The sequence below is a fragment of the Pedobacter kyonggii genome, assembly GCF_004310665.1.
Classification (GTDB): domain Bacteria; phylum Bacteroidota; class Bacteroidia; order Sphingobacteriales; family Sphingobacteriaceae; genus Pedobacter; species Pedobacter kyonggii.
Window position 1 is genome coordinate 162251 of sequence record NZ_SIXF01000008.1, and the last position, 21765, is coordinate 184015.

The window sequence follows — 21765 nt, forward strand, 5'->3', positions numbered from 1 at the left end:
ATTTTAATTATTGCATGAGAGCAGATCATCAGTTAAGAGCCTTTGAACAGATTTTAAGTAATTATGATGGGAGTTTGCCCTTGCATCGTTTTCTGCCAAGCTATTTTAAGCAGCATAAGCAAATGGGTTCATCCGATAGGAGATGGGCTACACGGCATATCTATAGCTTTTTTAGATTAGGTAAGGCTTTATTGGCGCTTCCACAGGAAGAACGTTTGAGCATTGCTGATTTTTTGTGCCACGATACGCTTAGCCTTGTTGTAGAGAAAAATCTGTCAGAATTAAAAGCAAGTATTACACTGCCACTGGAGGAAAAACTATACATCATTAAAACTAAGTATCCGGATTTTGACCTGCAGGAGGTATATCCTTTTCACGCAAATCTATCTGATGGATTAGACCGAAAAGCTTTTTATACCTCATTCTTTAAACAGCCAGATCTGTTTATTAGAGTGGCAACTGAAGAATCTGCAGCTATTGTTGCAAAATTAGAAGATGAAAACGTTACGGTTAAAGCGATTTCTGACACCGCTTTGGCTTTGCCCAATGGAACCAAGCTTGAAACCGTTTTAAAAGAAGGCAGTTATCAGGTTCAGGATTTATCTTCTCAGCATACGGGCAATTATTTTAAACCGAACAAATGGGACAAATGGTGGGATTGCTGTGCGGCATCTGGCGGGAAAACGCTGCTGTTGCATAGTTTGGAGCCTGTGATCGAACTTCTGGTTTCTGATCTGAGAGAAAGTGTGCTTTTAAATTTAGATGAACGTTTCCGCTTAGCGGGGATCAAAAAGTACCATAAAAAGGAATTGGACCTTTTACAGAACAACGATCAGGTTTTACACCACTACCAATTTGATGGGATCATTTTGGATGCGCCCTGCACAGGATCAGGTACGTGGGGGAGAACACCCGAAATGCTTGCATTTTTCGAAGAACGGAAAATTAATCAATTTGCCGGCATCCAGAAGGGGATTGTCCAAAATATTGTAAAGTATTTAAAGCCGGGTAAGCCCTTAATTTACATTACCTGCTCTGCCTTTGCCGAAGAAAATGAAGCCGTTGTTCGACATATGATTGATCAGTTGCCATTAGAGTTGGAAAAAATGGAACTGATAAAGGGTTATGAAAACAATGCCGATACGATGTTTGTGGCGAGGTTGATTAAGAAAAGCCAGGATTAATCACTCGGTTCGTCACCCTGAATTTATTTCAGGGTCTTAGTATATAGATGCTGAAACAAGTTCAGCATGACGCCCACTTTAAGAACGAAAGTTTTACAACAAACCTACGTATGTTCAAACCAGGATTTGAAATTCTTTTTGAAGTATTTCACCGCTTCAATTAAAACGGCTATTGCTCCAATAATTAAGGTATATTCTTCAAAGCTGTTCATAATGTAAGCTTTATGTTTAGATGAATATACGCAATTATTGTTACAGATTGATTGTAGGACTGTCATTTTGATGAATACTTTCCTATGTTCGTCGTCTTGCTGAACTTGTTTTATTAGTCGTCTTTATTATTTTTAAAGGCCTAATAGCTACTTCGTAGTCAGCATCTTTTTTGCTTATTGGACCCTGAAATAAATTTACTGCGTAGCTTTCCGCTGCGCTACAGGTCAGGGTGACGAATCTTTGAAATGATCCCTAAAGCCCTGTATTATTCCTGAATAATTTAATCGCAATAGCCAATAAAATTACCCCAAAGGCTTTACGTAAGATGTTCAAACCCGATTTTCCGAAAAGTTTTTCCAGCCTGTTGGTATTTTTCAATACAAAGTATACAAACAACATATTGAGTATAATACCCACCAATATATTCTGGGTATGGTACTCAGTTTTTAACGACAGCAAAGTGGTCATTGTACCCGCTCCGGCAATTAAAGGGAAGGCCAATGGAACAATAGAAACTGTTTCAGGAGCTTCTTCTTTAAAAATGGTTAATCCCAATACCATTTCCATGGCAATAAAAAAGATTACAAATGAACCCGCAATGGCAAAAGATTCTACATCTAGTCCGATTACTTTTAACAGCGATTCTCCAACAAACAAAAAAAGGATCATTAAGCCTGCAGCCACAAGCGATGCTTTTTCTGATTCGATATGACCTGCTTTTCTACGTAATTCGATTACAACGGGAATGGCACCCAAAATATCGATAATAGCGAAGAGCACCATCGTTGTGGATAGGATCTGGCTTAAGTTGAACGTCATAAAATCGAATTTCATAGCAGCGCAATTTTAAGTAAAGGTAGCGGAATTTGTATCAATTCCTTAATTGTACCATTATTTATTAGAAATAGAACTGTGTTCTTACCGTAAGCACATTATCTTTTCTATCAGCAGTATAGCCCTGAATCTGGGTCGATTCGTTTTTAATGATATCATAATAAAGCACTGCTTTAAAATGTGGGTTAAAGTGGTGTAAAAAACCAAAGCCAAAAGTATCAAAACGAACATCGGCAGGAGATAGCCCCTGGTCGCTGGAAATATCAAGCCCTTTTACTTTTGCGTTTGGATCGTATCGATCGTATTTTAAAATTAGCTGGTTATCGGTGCTGTTTAAGGTTTGTACAAACGTAAGGTATGCACCATTAAAAGTTCTGGTATAATAGGGTAGCGCTACCGATTTGCTATCAACAGGATAAGAGCCCGGTGTGTTTGATGTTGTTGAAGTGCCTGTTTGTAAGCCTGATATTACTTCTGCCCTCAGCTCAGATTTCCAGCTCTTGGTTTTTGTGGCCAGCTGAATATCGGCGCCATAATATCTCCGTGGGGCAACCTTGTTGATGGTATTGGCCGACGAATCCTTCATCATTCTCCATTGGTCGTTGATTCTGTCCATCTTATAACTTACGGGCAAGCGGTGATTTAACCCACCTTGTAGTGTGCTTATACCGCCGGCAATGGTAAATTTATTAAATGCATAAGTTTTATGGCTTAACCTGAAAATAAAATCTTTACTGTTGTCAAATTCTCCAGGCCCAGCTAAGCCCTGGCCGTTGTAAATGCCAAAATCGAATACAAAGTTTTTAAGTCTGGCATCTTTCCACCGAGGGTTTAAGGTGAAAGTAACCCCCAAATCGCGTTCTGTTTTCATTAAAATCTGCGACATCCGGCCGCGCTCCGGTGCTTCCCTTACCGAAGAAGATAATTGCAGTTCGTTCCCAAACGGGCGGCCCGAAAGCCCTAAAGTAACCGCCAGTATTTTCCATTTATTTTCGTAATAACGTCCCCAAAAATCCCTTATCGCTACACCCTGCTCCGTACCATCAAACTGGAGTACAAAATAAGTAGAAGGACTGCCTTCATCCGTTAACATCATATAATCTGCCCTTAAACGACCTCTTCTTAACCTAAACCGATTATTGGTAAACTCGCCAAAGTTTCCGCCCTGATATTCTGCTTGTGCACCATTTGCTTGCGCAACCTGGAATTGAGGCTGCAGGTATCCGCTAAAAGATAATGAACCATATTTCTTAGAGATAATGAGCAAATGGTTTACCGTTGTAGAATCCATTACATCGTTAATTGTTCTCTGCGCATATCCTGTAGCAGAAATGAATAGCAAAACAACAGTCAAGTAGAAATAAACGATCTTAAATTTGGCAAAATAGCGGTACATGTTATCGATTTTTTGCAAAGGTAGTTTTATTAACAATTATTTAACGTAAAAAAGCCCCAACTTTTGGTCGGGGCTTTAATTTTTTTATGATTTAGATATTATAACTCGGGTTTTGGCGGATCTACTGCGCCAACCACTTTTCCTTTGTTTCTTAATACTGAATTTCCTTTACCATAAAAGAAATAAATCGCTATGCCCAGCGCCATCCAAATGGCTAATCTGATCCATGCTTCAAGAGGTAATGATGACATCAAATAAACGCAAACGATCACACCCATAATTGGAACGAAAGGCACCAATGGTGTTTTGAATGGGCGAGGCCTGTCTGGATCGGTTTTGCGCAATAACATTACACCGATACATACCAGTGAGAAAGCGAATAACGTACCTATGGATACCATATGGCCCAAATCTGTAACGGGAACGAAACCTGCAAATACGCTTACAAACAGCATGAAAAATATGTTGGTTTTGAAAGGCGTCCTGAACTTAGAGTGGATACTGCTGAAAAATTTAGGTAATAATCCATCTTTAGACATGGTATAAAATACTCTTGATTGTCCCATCAACATTACCAATATTACAGAGGTGTAACCCGCTAAAATTGCAATAATTAAACCCATTTGTAACCAGCCATAACCTGTAACTTTAAATGCTGTAGCAGCTGGAGAAGCATCACCTTTAAAAACGCTGAAAGGCACTAAACCAGTCATTACGTGAGCAAATAAAACATATAGTATAGTACAAACAACCAACGAGCCTAAGATACCGATTGGCATGCCTTTTTGTGGGTTTTTTGCTTCCTGAGCCGCTGTAGAAACGGCATCGAAACCGATAAACGCAAAGAATACCAGTGCTGCACCTGCAGCAATACCAGAAATACCGAACTCTCCTTTAACACCAGTGTTTGCCGGAATGTAAGGGGTGTGGTTTGCTGGGTTGATGAATTTCCATCCCAATGCAATGAAAATGATTACTACAGCTACTTTTACAATTACTAAAACGTTGTTAAGGCTTGCAGATTCTTTTGTACCGCGGATTAACATCAATGAAAGTAGAGAAACAATTACTACAGCAGGTAGATTAATTCCGCCACCATCTACTTCTGCAAATGATTTGGTTAAGTAGAGCGGCATTTCGAGGCCAAACTCGTGCAATAGTTTATTAAAATATCCAGACCATGAAACACCAACTGTTGCGGCCCCTAAAGCATATTCCAGAACCAGATCCCAACCGATAACCCATGCCATGAACTCGCCCATGGTTGCATAAGAATAGGTATAAGCACTTCCTGCAACAGGAATCATAGATGCAAATTCTGCATAACATAATCCTGCAAAAGCACAGCCTACAGCTGCCAATACAAATGATAAGGTTACAGCAGGTCCAGCGTGGTCGGCTGCAGCAATACCTGTTAAAGAGAATAAGCCCGCACCAATAATAGCTCCAATGCCCAATGCAACAAGGCTTGTACTACTTAGTGTCCGTTTCAGCGTGCCTTCACCGCTTTCAGCAGATTCTGCTATAAGCACATCAATAGGCTTTTTTAGATTCATAAGTTGTTTAGTCTTTTATGTTTGTTGATTTTTATGATAATAAGCGGTAAACCTAAATAAAAATTACCAAAAAGAAAAAGGGATTTTGTTAAAATCCCCCTTTCAGTTGTATTATATCTGTGATTTTAGAACTAACGCCTTAAAGTGTCGGTCGTATTTGTTAAAGTATCCGTAATTACGTTGCCCAAACTATCGGTTTTTTGCTCAATTCTGATTTCTTTTCGAACTTCTTGCTTATGTTCGCTGGCAATTGCCTTAACTGCGATGTATGGAGCGATAACTAGTGAAACAATAGACATTAATTTGATTAAAATGTTCATTGAAGGGCCCGAAGTATCTTTAAAAGGATCGCCTACAGTATCTCCGGTTACCGAAGCCTTGTGTGGTTCTGATTTTTTGTAGTGCATTTCTCCATTGATCATTACACCTTGTTCGAAAGATTTTTTGGCGTTATCCCATGCGCCACCTGCGTTGCTTTGAAAAATCCCCATCAATACACCGGTAACGGTTACACCGGCCAATAATCCACCTAAAACTTCAGGACCAAAAGTAAAACCAATAATTATTGGCGTGATTAAGGCGATAGCGCCAGGCATCATCATTTCGCGGATAGATGCTTTGGTTGAAATGGCTACACATTTTTCGTATTCTGGTTTGGCTTTGTACTCCATAATGCCAGGGATTTCCCTAAACTGGCGACGAACTTCCTGAACCATATCCATTGCCGCTTTACCCACCGCCTGGATGCAAAGGGCCGAGAAAATAAAAGGAATCATTCCACCAACAAATAATCCGGCTAAAACCGGCGCTTTATAAATATCTATCGCGGTTATACCTGCAATACCTACAAAAGCAGCAAATAATGCTAAAGAGGTTAAGGCTGCAGATGCAATGGCAAATCCTTTACCGGTAGCAGCGGTTGTATTTCCAACGGCGTCTAAATTATCGGTACGTTCGCGTACTTCTGGCGGTAACTGACTCATTTCGGCAATGCCACCTGCATTATCCGCAATTGGTCCGAAAGCATCAATTGCCAATTGCATAGCCGTAGTGGCCATCATGCCTGCTGCTGCAATGGCTACGCCATATAGGCCCGCAAAGTGGTACGATAACATAATCCCTCCTGCTAAAACCAAAATCGGAATAACAGTCGATTTCATTCCGACAGCTAAACCTGCAATAATATTGGTAGCATGTCCGGTTGATGATTGCTGGATAATAGAATTTACAGGGCCTTTGCCCATTGCGGTAAAATATTCGGTAACAATACTCATAATGGTACCCACAACTAAACCAACAATAATGGCGTAAAATACGTTTATACTGGAGAATTCATAACCACGTAAGTTTAATGTTTCTGGCAGCATCCATTTTACGATAAAGAATGAAGCTACTGCTGTAATCAAAATTGAAGACCAGTTACCCAGGTTTAAAGCCGTTTGGACATTTGATTTATCATCTTTAATGGTTACAAACCAGGTACCTATAATCGAGAATAAAATACCCAATCCGCAGATTACCATAGGCAAAAGGATAGGAGACATGCCCCCAAATTTATCTGTTACGGTAATTTCTTGTCCTAAAACCATGGTGGCCAATATGGTTGCTACATAAGAACCGAATAAATCGGCACCCATACCTGCAACATCACCAACGTTATCGCCTACGTTATCGGCAATGGTTGCTGGGTTACGCACATCATCTTCCGGAATTCCGGCTTCTACTTTACCCACTAAATCGGCACCAACATCAGCAGCTTTGGTATAAATACCACCACCTACACGGGCAAATAAGGCAATAGATTCGGCACCCAAAGAAAATCCGGTTAAAACCTCAATAGCAGTTCTCATTTCTACACTATTGGCGCTTGTTACATGAAATACCTGTAAAAAAACAATAAATAAACCGCCTAAACCTAAAACAGCAAGACCAGCTACGCCTAAGCCCATCACGGTACCGCCAGTAAACGAAACTTTTAATGCTTGTTTTAAACTTGTTCTAGCAGCCTGTGTGGTTCTAACATTCGCTTTTGTGGCCGATTTCATTCCGATATAACCTGCAGTTGCAGAAAATACTGCTCCAATAATAAAAGAGATAGAGATAATCCAGCTCGAATGCATAGGTACCCCTTTAATTTCGGTAATTGTTCCGGAGTACGCTAAAAGTGCTGCTGTAAAAACAGCGAAAATGCTTAATACCCTCCATTCGGCTTTTAAAAAGGCCATAGCACCATCGGCTATATAGCCCGCAAGTTCCTGCATGTTTTTATCACCTGCATCTTGCTTGTTTACCCAGGCGCTTTTAATCATCATAACTATAATCCCGACAAGGCCCAGCGCCGGAATACAGTAAATTAAATTGTTTTGTAAAAAATCCATAGTTAATAATTGATTTATATTTGGTTAGTTATTTATACTGTTGTGTAATTGGTTAACTGTTTAAATCGGTTAATTGTTTAATCTGTCAAACGCTCAGCGCCAAACGCTTTTCTCCAAACTACGTACTTATAAGTAGCAAGTTAATAAATTATTTTTCTTGTGATTAAAATTTTCACAACAGAGGCGAATAAATTTTTCCTCCTTAAAATAATACAACAGAACAGCATCCTATTTTCTTTTTTTTAAATAAATTAGCTCCCAAACTAAACTCAACTAAAATGAAAATTGAAAAGGAAGGTGGGCCTTCTAAAAGAAAATTAAGCCTTTTTGATGCCACCATGCTGGTAATGGGTTCAATGATCGGAAGCGGGATCTTTATTGTTAGTGCCGATATCATGCGGAATTTGGGTTCTGGTTATTGGTTGATTGTGGTTTGGTTGATCACCGGGGTGATGACAGTTGCCGCCGCAATTTCTTATGGAGAACTTTCTTCCATGTTTCCCAAAGCCGGTGGGCAATACACTTACCTGAAAGAGATTTTCGGCAAAATGATGGGGTTTCTTTACGGTTGGGGCTTGTTTACCGTAATTCAAACCGGCACTATTGCAGCTGTTGCTGTTGCTTTTGGTAAATTTACAGCCTATCTAATACCAGCTTTAAACGACGCTGCCCCAATTTTTCAAAGCGGCGGTTATAAAATTACCTGGATCCAGATTTTAGCCATCGGTGTGATTCTGCTTTTAACCTATATTAATACAAAAGGTGTTGAAGGTGGTAAAATTTTGCAGAATATTTTTACTGGGTCTAAAATTGTCGCTTTAATCGGCTTAATTATTTTAGGCTTTCTTCTGGTGAAAAACAGTTTTTGGGCAGGGAATATGAGCTTTGGCTGGGATGCTTTCAATAATCTTAAAACAGATCCGACCGGCAATTTCTTGAAATCGGGATGGGAATCCATTTCCGGAATGGCAATAATGGGGGGGATTGCAGCGGCCATGGTTGGTTCAGTATTTTCTAGTGTGGCCTGGGAAAACGTAACTTTTGTTTCGGGAGAAATCGAAAACCCTAAAAAAAATGTAGTACGTTCTATGGTTTTAGGTACCTCGGCAGTGATGATTCTTTATTTATTGGTCAATTTTATCTATCTCAATACCTTAAACAGAGATAGTATTGCCTTTGCCCTCAATGATCGGGTTGCTGTTGCAGCTTCGGAACAGATTTTTGGTAGTGGAATCGGCACAATTGTAATTGCATTGTTGGTTATGATTTCTACTTTCGGTTGTGTTAATGGAATCGTATTGGCAGGTGCAAGGGTTTTTCAAACCATGGCAAAAGATGGAATGTTTTTTAAAGCAGCATTAAAAAACAATAAAAATGGAGTTCCTGAAAGATCACTTTGGATGCAGGGCATTTGGGCATCTGCTTTATGTTTAAGTGGGCAATATGGTAATCTTTTAGACATGATATCCTTTGTTATTGTGCTCTTTTATATGATCACCGTATTTGGTGTGATTTATTTAAGGATAAAACAACCTAAACTTGAAAGACCTTACAAAACCTGGTTATATCCAGTTACGCCAATTATTTATTTATTAATTGGTGCGGCATTTTGCATTTTGCTGCTCATTTATAAACAACAATATACCTGGCCAGGACTTGTGATTGTTTTGTTGGGTGTGCCTGTCTACTTTTTTATTAATAAAAAAGAGCAGTAAAGCTAACCTGATTAAACTAGCATCTTAATGATAGAATAGATCCTGAAACAAGTTCAGGATGACGGTGCCAGATGAATAATCTACTACGAAACTCGCAGGTCTTTAAACCTTGCGAGGTTTTTTTTGCTTCTCAAATCTCATATCTAGTCTCTCAGGTCCCGTTTTTAGATTTTGAAAAGGAAGCTTCTGTGCATTTCGGTTCCGAAAGTCCCGTTATCCGCTTTACTTCTCCCGATAGAAAAAATCGGGATCGTGCCCGCTGCTACAGGGTTTAGCTCACTTAAAGCTATGCAGGAAACGGAGTGATCTAAACCCGACATGGCGGATACCGGCCTGTGTGTAAGGCCTGCAGGCGTATGAGCATGTGGCGGGACTAACATTGTAAAGAACCACAGGTTTTGCTTTTCTTAAAAAATGGTTAAACTATATTTTAAGCTTGGTGAGTTGCGACTTGTTTTCCCTAAACCCTAAACCCTAAACCCTAAACCCTAAACCCCAATTGTACGCCCAATCTCACATCTCCTGTCTGATATCTCAAATCTCTCCTGCCTAATCACTCGTTTCGAACAAAAACCGTATTTTTGCAATTAATGGGAACACTTGTAGATTCAGGTATAAAGGGATATAAAAATTACGGCACGCATTTGCGCGAAAAGTATAAAGGGCAGCGTGTATTTAAAGTGATTGTAGATGGTGGTTTTACCTGCCCCAACCGTGATGGGAGCAAAGGTTATGGTGGATGTACGTATTGTAATGTAGATTCTTTTACACCAGAGCCTTCACGTAAAAATCCAAATATTAAAGATCAGCTTGCCGAAGGCATGTTAAGGGCAAAAACCTCTTATAAAGCCGATAAGTATATTGTTTATTTTCAGCCCAATACCAATACTTATGCGCCGGTACATTATTTAAAGATGATGTACGATGAAGCTTTATCTATCAATACAGAAGATATTGTGGGTTTTGCAGTAGGTACAAGGCCTGATTGTATCGATGCTGAAAAGGTGGCTTTATTAGAAAGTTATACCGACCGCTTCGATGTAGATTTAGAAATGGGCATGGAATCTATCTATGATGAAACCCTCGATCAGATCAACAGAGGTTGCAGTCATGGCGAATTTGTCGCTGCTGTAGAACTTTTAAAAGATAGTAAGCTCGATCTGTGCGTGCATACCATTTTTGGCTTCCCCTGGGAAACACGCGAGCAGATGCACGGCTATATTCATGAAATTAACCGTTTCCCGCAAATCAAGTTTGTAAAGTTCCATCACCTTCATGTTGTAGAAGGATCTATAATGGGCGCTAAGTATAAAAAGGAACCCTTTAAATTGTTCTCTCTCGAAGAATATACCGACTTACTTTGCGAGTTAATCCCTTTATTACGTCCGGATATTGTTATTCAGCGGCTTTTTGGTATTTCGGATTGGGATTTGTTGATTGCGCCTAACTGGGGACTTAACAAATCCGCAATTCAAACCTATATGGATAAAGAAATTGAAAAAAGAGGGGTGGTTCAAGGATCTGCTTATTTTTCTTAAAAAGTTAAATTATTTAACAATTTTTTTAAAAACCCATGAAATTTCATGGGTTTTTCTGTTATAGTTCGCTTTTTTTGATCAATTTTTTATAAATTTCAGGTAAAATCGTGTAAATGATGGTTAATATGTGATTTTGTTTTTATTAAAAACTTGTATTAAAATCCCCTGTATTTTTTGTTATTTTTATTTTTAAGGTTAATTTTTGTGTTTTTTTATAAAAATCACTCGTTTTTATTAAAATATTTCAATTAAATGGTGTAAAAACTACAATATGTCGTATTTTTAGAAAAATAAATCAAGCATATTTCAATTATTTAAACAGTACAAACAAATTAAACTAAAAACTATGAGTAAATTCTCCTTTAAACAGTACGCGCCTTTTGCGATATTGATGATTGTCGCAATTTTCGCTCTATTTATTCCACTTCTTCCTAATTTTGACGAAGGCAAGTATAGTGGGCCTGACATTGCATTCATATTAATCGCAGCTGCGCTTGTGTTTTTAATGACTCCGGGCCTTGCATTCTTTTATGGTGGAATGGTTCATCGTAAAAATGTACTATCCACCATGATCAAAAGTGTGGTAGCTGCAGGAGTAATTACAGTTTTATGGACAGTAGTAGGTTTTAGTTTAGCCTTTGGAGACACCATTGGTGGTTTTATTGGAAACCCTTCAACATTCCTTTTCTTTAAAGGCGTGAACTCTGGCGCACCTCATCTTCAGGGAGGTGCAGACTTAACCATTCCGCTATCTTTATTTGCTGTGTTTCAATTAATGTTCGCCATTATTACTCCAGGTTTAGTAGTAGGTGCCGTAGCAGAGCGTATCCGTTTTACCTCATACATCTTATTTATTGTTTTATTCGCAGTATTCGTTTATTCTCCGTTAGCCCATTGGACATGGCACCCACAAGGTTTCTTGTTAAAAATGGGGGTATTGGATTTTGCTGGAGGTACCGTAGTTCATATTTCTGCTGGTATGGCTGCATTGGCTGGTGCATTGGTTCTAAAACGTAGAAAATCTCACTTAGAGCATAAAGAAGTTCCACCTGCAAATATTCCTTATGTATTAATTGGTACTGGTTTATTATGGTTCGGTTGGTTCGGTTTTAATGCAGGTTCTGCATTAAGTGCAGGTAGTTTAGCTGTTTCTGCATTTTTAACTACAAATACCGCTGCTGGTGCTGCAGGTTTATCGTGGATGTTCTTTGATGTTGCAAGAGGTAAAAAACCTTCAGTTTTAGGTTTTTGTATCGGTGCAGTAGTTGGTTTGGTAGCCATTACGCCAGGTGCAGGTTTTGTAAGCATTTCATCAAGTATATTTATTGGTGCTATTGCCGCGGTTATCTCAAACCTTGTGGTTTCTTGGAAACAAAAAACCAGCTTAGATGATACATTAGATGTTTTCCCTTGTCATGGTGTTGGTGGTATCGTTGGTATGTTGTTAACCGGTGTTTTCGCTACTAAAACGGTAAATGCTGCTGGTGCTGATGGTTTGTTTTATGGCAACCCGGAGTTCTTTGTAACACAATTAAAAGGTGCGGTAATTGTAATTATATTCAGTTTCGTTGTATCATTCGTAATTTTCAAACTGGTAAATCTTATTAACCCAATCAGGGTATCAGATGAAGAAGAAGAAATGGGCCTTGATGCATCTCAACACGATGAGAAATACTCTCAAGGTACCTTATTGGTTGAAGAAAGAGCGATCTATATCGAAAAAAACAGTCCATTAACAGAACCAATTTCTTAAGGATTTTATAATATCTAAACCCAAAATAAGCTCAAACATGAAGAAACTTTTAACCGCTATTTTTGCAATGGCCAGCATTACGTGTGCCCTGGCTCAAGAGACCACTACATCACCACTTGAAATTTCAGGGTCGGTAGATACGTACTTTAAATATGATTTTGCTAAAAATCCATTAAATGGAAAAACATCTTTCGTAACTGATCACAACTCAGTATCGTTAGGTATGATTGATATTGCTTTAAAGAAAAAAACAGGTAAGGCCTCATTTGTTGGAGAGCTTTCTTTTGGCCCGAGAGGACAATCGCAATCTATTCCTGATGCGGCAGCCGGAGGTTCGTCTTTTAATATTCAAAACTTATATGTTAACTACGATTTTACCGATCAGTTTAGTATGACAGCAGGTTACATGGGTACATTCATTGGGTATGAGGTAATCTCTCCAGTTGGAAACTTTAACTATTCTACTTCATACCTGTTTACCAATGGTCCATTCCAAAATGCGGGAATTAAAGCCACTTATAAATTCAGCGATAAAGTAAGTTTAATGGCTGGTTTATTTAACGATTGGAATGTTTATTCTGCTTCGAGAGGTGTTTCGGCTATCGGTGGCCAATTAATGGTTGCTCCTGTTGAAGGCTGGACCGCTTACATCAACGCCTTATCAGGAGCTGGTTTTGGCGGGTATGGAACGATTATCGATTTAACCACTTCATATCAAATTACAGAGAAATTTAAATTGGGTTTAAATGCAGCCAATTATGATATCAAAGATAGTTCGGTTCCGGGAAGTTACGCAGGCGCAGCATTATACCCTCAATTTGCTGTATTGGATGCAGTAACTTTAGGTTTAAGAGGTGAGTACTTTAAATTTAAAGCCGCAGGTGCAGTTCCGGCTACTGCTTTTACTGCAGTAACGCTTACTGCAAACATTAAATCTGGTGGTTTAACCTTTATACCAGAAGTAAGATTAGACCACAACAGTGATAAACCATTCTTTAAAGCAGGTGGAGCTGCGGCACCAAATGGTGGCCAGTTCTCTTTAGCAGCTGTTTACGCTTTTTAAGAAAATAAAATTGTTAATATTAAGCCGTCCCGATGTAAATAGGGACGGCTTTTTTGTACCTTTAAATAATTAGATTTGCCTGTTAACCGATTTCAAATGAAACATCTTCTTTTTATTATTCTTGCTCTTTTTTCAATTAAATTATCCGCGCAGCAGAAACAGTTTTCTAAGGATGATAACGGTAAATTTATTTATTATCAGGTGGTAGATTCGCAATTGATAAGCAAAGATACTTTACTACAAAGAGCCAAATCTTTCGTTAATGTTGCTTATAAAAAATCGATGATTCAGGAAAGTAATACCGACTCTTCTGTTTTAGCCAAAGGAACGATGGTAATTGATAAAACAATTTTAGTGGCGGGCCATCCAAGTGGAGAAGTAAGTTATAGTTTCGTTTTTGAGGCACGTAACGGGAAATATAGGTTTTGGTTAACGGATATGCTGTATATCCCGTACCAGAGAGATCGTTATGGGAATTTTGTGCCAACTACAAAAATTGGTGTGCCTTTAGAGCGTACACCTGGTAAATTGGGTGCTGGCGCATGGAAGGATATTTTAAATAGTGCCTATAACAAAATTGAAAAATTTGGCGATGAGTTCAAAAAATATTTGGCCACCAATAGGGTAGAGAAAACCAAAAAGAAAGCTGAAACCATTTCTACTAAAAAATGGTAATTGTAGTTCAGCCTAAAATTTACCAAACAATTCTTCTACTTTCTGATAGCGGAAGTTAAAAATTTCATTGATTTTATTATTTACGATCAAGGCATTTGCCATTGCGCCAATTGGTCCCCAGCCAATACTGTAATGCAAAGTATCGTGCATTACTACACCACCGTCTGCTTTTTCGAAATGATGCTGGTGATGCCAAAATGCAAAAGGCCCAAATCGTTGCTCATCGATAAAATATTCCTTATCCTTAACGTGCGTGATCTCCGTTACCCAGTTTAATTTAATACCGAACAAGGGCGAAATCTCGTAGGTGATGATCAGGCCGGGATACATTTTAGCATTGACCATATTTGGTGAGGTTACATCAAAGGTCATATCTTGTGGTGTAATTTCAGCCAGGTTCATTGGTGAAGAGAAAAAATCCCATGCGATATCCAGATCAACGGGGAGTTTTTGAGTAAATTCTAATCTGTAGGTTTTCAAGATCTTTTTTAAAGCACAACAACAAAGATGCAGTTTTGTTGAGGATAGTTTAGGTTTAACCGCAAAGTTCGCAGAATGAAGGCGCAGAGATCGCAGAGTTGGGCGTAAAGATATTCATCATCCCTACTGGAATGCAATAAAAAAACTGCCAACTACAGTAATCTACGATAACCTAAATTGCAGATTTCTTGGCCGTGCCGGAAATGAGGGTAACTGGCTTCTCACCCCAGACTTTCGGACTTCCTGCCTAATGCACCATTTTATCGGCACAGGTAGAACTGGCAAATGCTTCTGGTTTAGCTTTAAAGATAAAGCCCATACTTAAAATATAACCCATGGCATCATTAAGCGCTTTGTTCGATTTAAACGATGGACTGGTGTTGATATCGGCATGTACTTCAAGCGCTACATCATAAATATCAAGTAAATCGCAAATGGAATAAGCTGTTTCGATAGACTTTTGTACTTCCATCAACATTCTTTCTTTAATGCTTACCTGTTGTGTGCTTTTTTCCTGGTGGATATACATAAAACCGCCATGATGTTCTCTTAACAGCACAATTACTGTTGCAAAATCGGTTACTGCGCCTTTTACCTGCGAATCGGTACCGATGCAAACTTTAAGCTTAAAGCCGTTTTGACTTTCTCTGATAATCGCGTTTTCTACTTCTTCGAGGATTGAAGATTGAATAATTTCACCACTAAATTTTTTCCACGTCATACATTTGTGTTTTTTGAGGTTAATTCCAAAGGAATCCCTTTGGGACGAATGGTAATCAGGTTTTTATAAAAATAAGTGCTAAAAATTAAATATGTGTTAAGGTTAGATTGTTTATTTGCTAACAAAAAGTTAGTTATCAACAAGTTAGTGATAATAGTTTAGATGAACTTATTATTTGTTGAAACAAATTATTATTCGGTCCGTTAATATTTGTACATTCATTAAAAATTCTTAATTATGAGAGCAGAATTAATTCAAGAGCTCCAGTTATTACAAAATAGCAGAGCGAATAAATTTGCAGATGAACTGGCTGACAAGATCTTATCTTCGGTTGATGCCGTTAACGAAAAAGTGCTGTCATCAATGTCTAAACGTGGCAACATGTTAATGTTGCTCGAGAAAAGATTAAACTTTTCTACCCTGCGGAAACTTAGAAAAAGATTTTTCAAGCCGTAACTAAGGCTGTAGTTCTGGGCGTAAAGAGAAATGATTACCTTTATGGCGGAATGATAGAAAATGCCTTAAAAAAATTAAATATTACTGCACTCAATGAGATGCAGGAGTCTTCTGTAAAAGCAGCCAAGACTGGTAAAGATGTAATATTGATTGCGCCGACGGGTTCAGGGAAAACGCTGGCCTTTTTATTGCCATTACTTTCCAACCTAAAAACCGGAGTAAAAGGGGTGCAGGCCTTGGTTTTGGTTCCGTCGAGAGAACTTGCCTTACAGATAGAGCAGGTTTTTAAACAAATGGGTACTTCATTTAAAGTAAACTGCTGTTACGGTGGCCATGCCGTACGGATAGAAAAAAATAATCTTGCGCATCCACCTGCCGTCCTGATCGGAACACCTGGTCGGATAGCTTACCATTTAGAGCATCAAAACTTTGACGAATCTTTTATTGAAACCTTAGTTTTAGATGAATTTGATAAAGCGCTGGAGTTTGGCTTTGAGCAAGACATGTCTTACATCATTGGCTCGCTGCTTTCGCTAAAACAACGTATACTTACCTCTGCTACCAAAATGGAAGAAATTCCGGCTTTTGTAAAGTTGAATATGCCTGTTGCAGTCGATTTTTCAAAAAATGTCGAGGCAAAACCAGATCTAAAGCTTAAAAAAATAACTGCACCTGCAGCCGATAAGTTAGATTACCTTTTCAGATTATTGAGTAAAATAGGTAGTAAAAATACATTGGTTTTCTGTAACCATAGGGAAACAGTAGATCGGATAAGTGATTTACTTTTCGAAAATGGTTTAGGTCACGATGTTTTTCATGGTGGGATGGAACAGTTCGATCGAGAAAAAGCATTACTTAAATTTAGAAATGGTAGCCATCGGATTTTAATCACAACTGATCTCGCTGCCCGTGGTCTCGACATTCCTGAGGTGGAACATATTGTGCATTATCAATTGCCCTATACTGAAGATGCTTATATCCATCGCAATGGTAGAACGGCAAGGATGCACGCTAAAGGAACCGCTTATGCCATTTTGACTACAGAAGAGCACTATAAATATTTACCAGATGATATTGAGGAGGAAGTCTTATCTGAAAAGTATAAATTACCAGAAGCCAGCGATTGGGTAACTTTATACATTGCACATGGTAAGAAAGATAAAATTAACAAAATTGATATTGTAGGTTTATTTTTGCAAAAAGGTAATTTAACAAAAGAAGATCTTGGCCTGATAGAAGTTAAAGATACGACCAGTTATGTGGCGGTTAAAAGAAGCAAAGTAGAAAAATTATTGAAAGCATTAAGCGGCGAAAAAATTAAAGGAAAAAAACTTAAATTAGAAGTAGCGAGTTAGTTCGATAAGTCAGCAGTCTGGAGTCCGAAGTCTGAACGTTTTGCAACATTTTAACTTTCAAACAATGCAACTTACAACATTCACTAATCCAATTCTTCTACAATTCAAACATTAAAGATGAGTAACAACGATATATTAAAAAAACTAAGGGTAGCCTTATCATTAAAAACAGAGGATATTATAACCATTTGCGACCTCGTTGGGTTTAAGGTAACCAAGGCGGAGCTGGGTGATATTTTCAGAAATGAAGACCATGAGAATTTTAAACCTTGCGGCGATCAGATTCTGCGTAATTTTTTAAATGGTCTTGTGATTTATAAAAGAGGTCCGAGGGATGAAAAAAAGCAATAATTTATGCTTTTTAATATTTTTTATACTGATCACACTTTCTTTTAACGCTCTCTCTCAGTCTCAGTTTAAAATAAGTGGTAATGTAATCGATTCTTTGAAAAAGCCTGTTGAGGGCGTAAGTATCCGATTAATTACTGATAAAGATACCTTGCGCTCAACTTCTGATGCGAAGGGAAACTTTGCATTCGCAAAAGTAACCCGAAATAAATTCTACCTTACCATTACTGCATTGGGCTACAGGCCGTTTGCTTCTATTTACGAAATCGAATCTTCGAAAAAAAACTCCGTTTTAGAACCCATTATGCTCAAGATGGAAACGATCCGCCTCGAAGATGTGGAGGTTAAAATAAAAGTAGACCCCATTAAGATCAAGAAAGATACTATCGAGTATAACGCTGCGGCCTACGCCGTAAGAGAAAACGATAAAGTGGAAGATCTGTTAAAACAACTGCAAGGCATTGAGGTTGACGAAAAAGGTGCTGTTACCGCCATGGGAAAAAAAATGACCAAGTTGCGGGTAAATGGCGAAGATTTTTTTACCAGTAATGTAGAAGATTACATCAGGCAGCTACCCGCCGATATTATTGCTAAACTACAGGTGATTGAGGATTACGGTGATGAGGCCAATTTTACAGGTATAAAAGTGGGTACGCCACAAAAAATGTTGAACTTGGTTACTAAACCTGGCATGGATAAAGGTGTTTTTGGCGGAGTAAATATGAGTTCTGCCACCAATAACGCACATAATTTAGGCGGGAACGGTAGTATATGGAAAAAAACGAAGCAAATTGGTTTTGGAAGCCGTTATGGGATTACGAATAATGAGTTTGCCAAAATGAACAATGGAGGTGTAAATGGTAATATCAGAGACAAAATTTCGAAGGAATTTAGCTTTAATGGCGGCTATCATTTTAGTAATGGAGTTAATAAATCTATTCAGAGTAATTACCTCGAAACGTTTAATCCGCAGGGAACAATATTCGATTTAAGAGAAAGTACCAACAATTCCAGATCGCTAAACAATAACATCAACCTCGGTTTAAATGGAGCCACAAAGAAGAATTATTTTAATATTTCGCTTAACGGGGCTTTGGCCAATACCCGTAACGATGCGTTTTCTACTTCCAATAAAACAGGGTTTATCAAACAGGATCTATTGTCTAATTCGGGTTCACGGAACAGTAATCCTAATGTTAATGGAAGTATCAATTGGTCTAGGCGGTTGGCCAATAATAAGCGGTCGTTATCTATGGGATTTAATTTCGGCACAAGCGAAGGAAACTCAAACAGTACAATTAATGATAATATAAGGTACTACAACGAAACCACCAACGTACTGGTTAAAGATTCTTTACTGAACAGATTAGTTGATAATAATACCTCGAACTCCAATTTTGGGGGCAATTTCCAATTTTCCAATTCATTAAAAAAGCCAAACGACAGTACAGGATATAGTTTTATTAACCTGTCTTACCGCTTTTCGGTTAACAGGAGCCGCAATTTGCAAACTACAACGGTTACCAATCCGTTGGGGAACAGTTTTGTTGTTGATTCGCTGGGGCAGGATTATGTATCAAATTTTATCAATCAGAATTTTAGTATTGGTTTTAATACCAATGCGAAGCGGATCAGTTATAATTTAGGGCTTAATTTTTCGCCCAGCATTATTATCGGTAAATACCAGAACACAGGGCAAGAGCTAAAAAACTATCAGTTAAACTTTTCGCCATCTGCCAATTTAAGTTATCAGATTAAAGATAATGGGAATTTGAGTTTTGGCTATAATGGTTACACCAGTTCGCCCGATTTTAATAAACTACAACCCATTAAAAACAATAACGATGTACAGAATCTGATTATCGGTAATCCAGATCTGAAAGCAACTTCGAGCCATACTGCCGATTTTAGCTATAATCAATTTGACCTCAAATCGGGATTGAGTATTATGGCAGGCTTATCAGGAACTTTTGCTTTTAATAGTGTTGTAAGCAATACGGTTTTTCTTCGGGATACACTGAACAGCTTGAAGCAGCAAACTACCTACGAGAATGTAAATGGTGTTTATAATGTTGGGGGGAATTACTCGCTCAATAAACGGTTAATGACCAATAAACTGTCGCTCTCCATTAATGGAAATGTTGCCTATAACCACAATGTTTTTTATACCGAAAATGTATTAAACCGGAGTAGTGGAATTAACGTTTCGAATGCTTTTAGGTTTAACCTGAATGAGAAAAAATATTCTTTTAATACCAGTGTATCATATAGCTTTAGTTCAAACACTTACGCTGTAATGAACCAGAATATTAAAAATATACAGGTTTTGGCTTTAAGTGGCAGTGCCAGTTGGATTCCAAATAACCGGTTTAGGGTAAATGCATCGGCCTCTAAAAGTTTAAATTTTGGCTATAACCTATATGCCGGCAACCCATTATTGGTGAACATGGGGTTGAATACTTCTTTCTTAAAGGACAATAAACTCCTTTTTTCTCTCCAGGCGAACGATCTGTTTAATCAGGGAGCACTTTTTAGCACCAGTATTACCAATAATTCCATCTCCGAAAACAGAACACGGTTTATCAGCCGCTTTGTGCAGGCAACATTAGGTTATAACCTCAGCCAGTTTGGAAATAAAAGAAACAAAGCGAATGTAAATTTAAGCGGAGTAGAATTTAATTAATCCGGAATTAGTTAGTTTAGCGTTTTGTTTCTAATTGAATATTCTATGAAAAGTAAAACCCTAATCTTTTTTTTATCGGTCTTAGCAAGCAGTTCATTTGCACAGCTGAAGACAGATTCGTTAAGTAATAAACCTAAAAAAGAGAATTTTGCTGATGACTGGGCTGCGCTGAGCAAGTACCAGAAAGAAAATGAACTTTTACCGCCACCAACCAGAAAAGAAAAAAGAGTTGTTTTTTTAGGAAGTTCGATATTCGAATTCTGGAAGCAAAAAGATCCCGAATATTTTAAAGATAAACCTTATCTGGATAGGGGGATAAGCGGACAGATTTCGCCACAACTGCTCATCCGTTTCAGGCAGGATGTAATTAACCTTAAACCTAAGGTAGTGATCATTTTAGCGGGGAGTAATGATATAGCCGGCAATACAGGCCATGTTACCAACGACAAGATTATGGATAACATTAAATCGATGGCAGAACTGGCGAGGTTGCATCACATTAAAGTGATACTCTGTAAATACTTGCCTGTTTACGAATATCCATGGAATAAGCGCATTAAAGCAGCCGATAGCATTGTGAATTTAAATGAAAAAATTGTGGCCTACTCCAAAGAAAGAAATTACACCATTTTAGATTATTGGACACCGCTGGTAGATGAACGAAAAGGGCAGCGTGCCGAATTAACGGTTGATGGCGTTCACCCAAACCTGGCTGGTTATAAAATAATGGAAGATGTAACAGAAGTTGCGATCAAAAAAGCATTGAGGAATCGGCATTAATCGATAAAACCCTTTCGACTCCACTATCATTGACGTTATTTTGCAAGTCGCTATTAAGCAGTATTTTAATCGATTTTGGATTTCAATCTAGCTGGGCCATAGCACTGTATCCCCGTTCTACTTAAATCCGGCCTAACAAATTTTTCGGGCTGCACTGTTCTGGCTGTACAACTGACTTCAAAAGAAAACGGCGAAACCCTCATGAATGCAGCTGAAAACTATAATACAAATGAATAAATTTTCAGCCGGCATTTTTTGTTTTTTCATGGGCTTTTATGTTTTCAACGGCATTCAAGCTAGCTATGCTGGTCTTTTTGATGCCAAAAAGAAAGAGCCCTTCGGCGGCGAGCCGAGGCAAGACCTTGCCTTAGGGCAAACGAAATCAATTAAACGTCACTCATATAGATTTTTATATAATAAATTATCCCTCAGGGTGACAAAGGGTGAGGGTATTCCCAGTTTTCTGCAAATCTGTGACTAAATAGTCCTTTTAGAAAGTTCGTCATCTCGGCAGAAGCGCAGCGAAATGGAGAGATCTATAAACAAATATATACTCAAAGATTTCTCGACTTCGTTGCACTCCACTCAAAATGACGATACCTTGAAACTCATTACGCTTCGCTTTCATAAACTTTCA

General features: G+C 38.3%; 19 protein-coding genes. 12 read left to right on the top strand and 7 right to left on the bottom strand.

The features are described 5' to 3' along the window. Positions 1 to 14 precede the first annotated feature (14 nt). Positions 15 to 1184, top strand: a complete 1170-nt coding sequence (locus EYS08_RS10925; RefSeq protein ID WP_131030064.1) for an RsmB/NOP family class I SAM-dependent RNA methyltransferase — start codon at positions 15 to 17, stop codon at positions 1182 to 1184. A 465-nt stretch (positions 1185 to 1649) separates the two neighbouring features. Here the strand turns inward: EYS08_RS10925 and EYS08_RS10930 are convergent, their stop codons facing one another. The 4 genes from EYS08_RS10930 to EYS08_RS10945 form a co-directional block, all read right to left on the bottom strand. Further along, on the bottom strand, positions 1650 to 2216 hold the full coding sequence (locus tag EYS08_RS10930; protein ID WP_086549389.1) for a MarC family protein: 567 nt from the start codon (positions 2214 to 2216) through the stop codon (positions 1650 to 1652). Between the two features lie 79 nt (positions 2217 to 2295). Then, the gene (locus EYS08_RS10935; RefSeq protein ID WP_131030102.1) at positions 2296 to 3627 is read right to left on the bottom strand and encodes a porin; all 1332 of its coding nucleotides are present in this window, start codon (positions 3625 to 3627) and stop codon (positions 2296 to 2298) included. Positions 3628 to 3725: 98 nt separating this feature from the next. After that, positions 3726 to 5183: an amino acid permease gene (locus EYS08_RS10940; RefSeq protein ID WP_131030065.1), complete on the bottom strand. Its 1458-nt coding sequence runs from the start codon at positions 5181 to 5183 to the stop codon at positions 3726 to 3728. A 131-nt stretch (positions 5184 to 5314) separates the two neighbouring features. Further along, entirely contained in the window at positions 5315 to 7561 is a 2247-nt protein-coding gene (locus EYS08_RS10945) for a sodium-translocating pyrophosphatase (protein WP_131030066.1), read from the bottom strand. Positions 7562 to 7839: 278 nt separating this feature from the next. On the opposite strand from EYS08_RS10945, the gene EYS08_RS10950 reads away from it, so the two are divergent. Then, entirely contained in the window at positions 7840 to 9276 is a 1437-nt protein-coding gene (locus EYS08_RS10950) for an APC family permease (protein WP_131030067.1), read from the top strand. Between the two features lie 164 nt (positions 9277 to 9440). Here the strand turns inward: EYS08_RS10950 and EYS08_RS10955 are convergent, their stop codons facing one another. Then, positions 9441 to 9656: a hypothetical protein gene (locus EYS08_RS10955; protein WP_131030068.1), complete on the bottom strand. Its 216-nt coding sequence runs from the start codon at positions 9654 to 9656 to the stop codon at positions 9441 to 9443. Positions 9657 to 9866: 210 nt separating this feature from the next. On the opposite strand from EYS08_RS10955, the gene EYS08_RS10960 reads away from it, so the two are divergent. From EYS08_RS10960 to EYS08_RS10975, 4 genes are all read left to right on the top strand, one after another. After that, a complete protein-coding gene (locus EYS08_RS10960; RefSeq protein ID WP_108198438.1) occupies positions 9867 to 10814 on the top strand; it encodes a TIGR01212 family radical SAM protein in 948 nt (315 codons plus the stop codon). A gap of 346 nt (positions 10815 to 11160) precedes the next feature. Beyond that, entirely contained in the window at positions 11161 to 12567 is a 1407-nt protein-coding gene (locus tag EYS08_RS10965; RefSeq protein WP_131030069.1) for an ammonium transporter, read from the top strand. 37 nt (positions 12568 to 12604) lie between these two features. Then, the gene (locus EYS08_RS10970) at positions 12605 to 13630 is read left to right on the top strand and encodes a porin (RefSeq protein ID WP_131030070.1); all 1026 of its coding nucleotides are present in this window, start codon (positions 12605 to 12607) and stop codon (positions 13628 to 13630) included. Positions 13631 to 13726: 96 nt separating this feature from the next. Next, entirely contained in the window at positions 13727 to 14305 is a 579-nt protein-coding gene (locus EYS08_RS10975) for a DUF4468 domain-containing protein (protein WP_131030071.1), read from the top strand. A 12-nt stretch (positions 14306 to 14317) separates the two neighbouring features. Here the strand turns inward: EYS08_RS10975 and EYS08_RS10980 are convergent, their stop codons facing one another. Together EYS08_RS10980 and EYS08_RS10985 are read right to left on the bottom strand one after the other, a co-directional pair. Then, entirely contained in the window at positions 14318 to 14785 is a 468-nt protein-coding gene (locus EYS08_RS10980) for an SRPBCC family protein (RefSeq protein WP_244215927.1), read from the bottom strand. Positions 14786 to 15032: 247 nt separating this feature from the next. Next, the gene (locus EYS08_RS10985; RefSeq protein WP_057932807.1) at positions 15033 to 15506 is read right to left on the bottom strand and encodes a ribonuclease H-like YkuK family protein; all 474 of its coding nucleotides are present in this window, start codon (positions 15504 to 15506) and stop codon (positions 15033 to 15035) included. A 237-nt stretch (positions 15507 to 15743) separates the two neighbouring features. On the opposite strand from EYS08_RS10985, the gene EYS08_RS10990 reads away from it, so the two are divergent. From EYS08_RS10990 to EYS08_RS11015, 6 genes are all read left to right on the top strand, one after another. Beyond that, entirely contained in the window at positions 15744 to 15962 is a 219-nt protein-coding gene (locus tag EYS08_RS10990) for a hypothetical protein (RefSeq protein WP_131030072.1), read from the top strand. A 50-nt stretch (positions 15963 to 16012) separates the two neighbouring features. Further along, the gene (locus tag EYS08_RS10995; protein WP_131030073.1) at positions 16013 to 17317 is read left to right on the top strand and encodes a DEAD/DEAH box helicase; all 1305 of its coding nucleotides are present in this window, start codon (positions 16013 to 16015) and stop codon (positions 17315 to 17317) included. 117 nt (positions 17318 to 17434) lie between these two features. Continuing rightward, positions 17435 to 17668: a DUF1456 family protein gene (locus tag EYS08_RS11000; protein ID WP_029274124.1), complete on the top strand. Its 234-nt coding sequence runs from the start codon at positions 17435 to 17437 to the stop codon at positions 17666 to 17668. Beyond that, positions 17652 to 20348 (top strand): outer membrane beta-barrel protein, encoded by a 2697-nt coding sequence (locus tag EYS08_RS11005; RefSeq protein WP_131030074.1) that lies wholly within the window; start codon positions 17652 to 17654, stop codon positions 20346 to 20348. Before EYS08_RS11000 ends, EYS08_RS11005 begins: the two co-directional genes overlap by 17 nt. Before the next feature lie 45 nt (positions 20349 to 20393). Continuing rightward, positions 20394 to 21128: a GDSL-type esterase/lipase family protein gene (locus EYS08_RS11010; RefSeq protein ID WP_131030075.1), complete on the top strand. Its 735-nt coding sequence runs from the start codon at positions 20394 to 20396 to the stop codon at positions 21126 to 21128. A gap of 229 nt (positions 21129 to 21357) precedes the next feature. Then, complete coding sequence (locus EYS08_RS11015; RefSeq protein WP_131030076.1) at positions 21358 to 21609, top strand: hypothetical protein; 252 nt, start codon at positions 21358 to 21360, stop codon at positions 21607 to 21609. Positions 21610 to 21765: the final 156 nt, after the last annotated feature.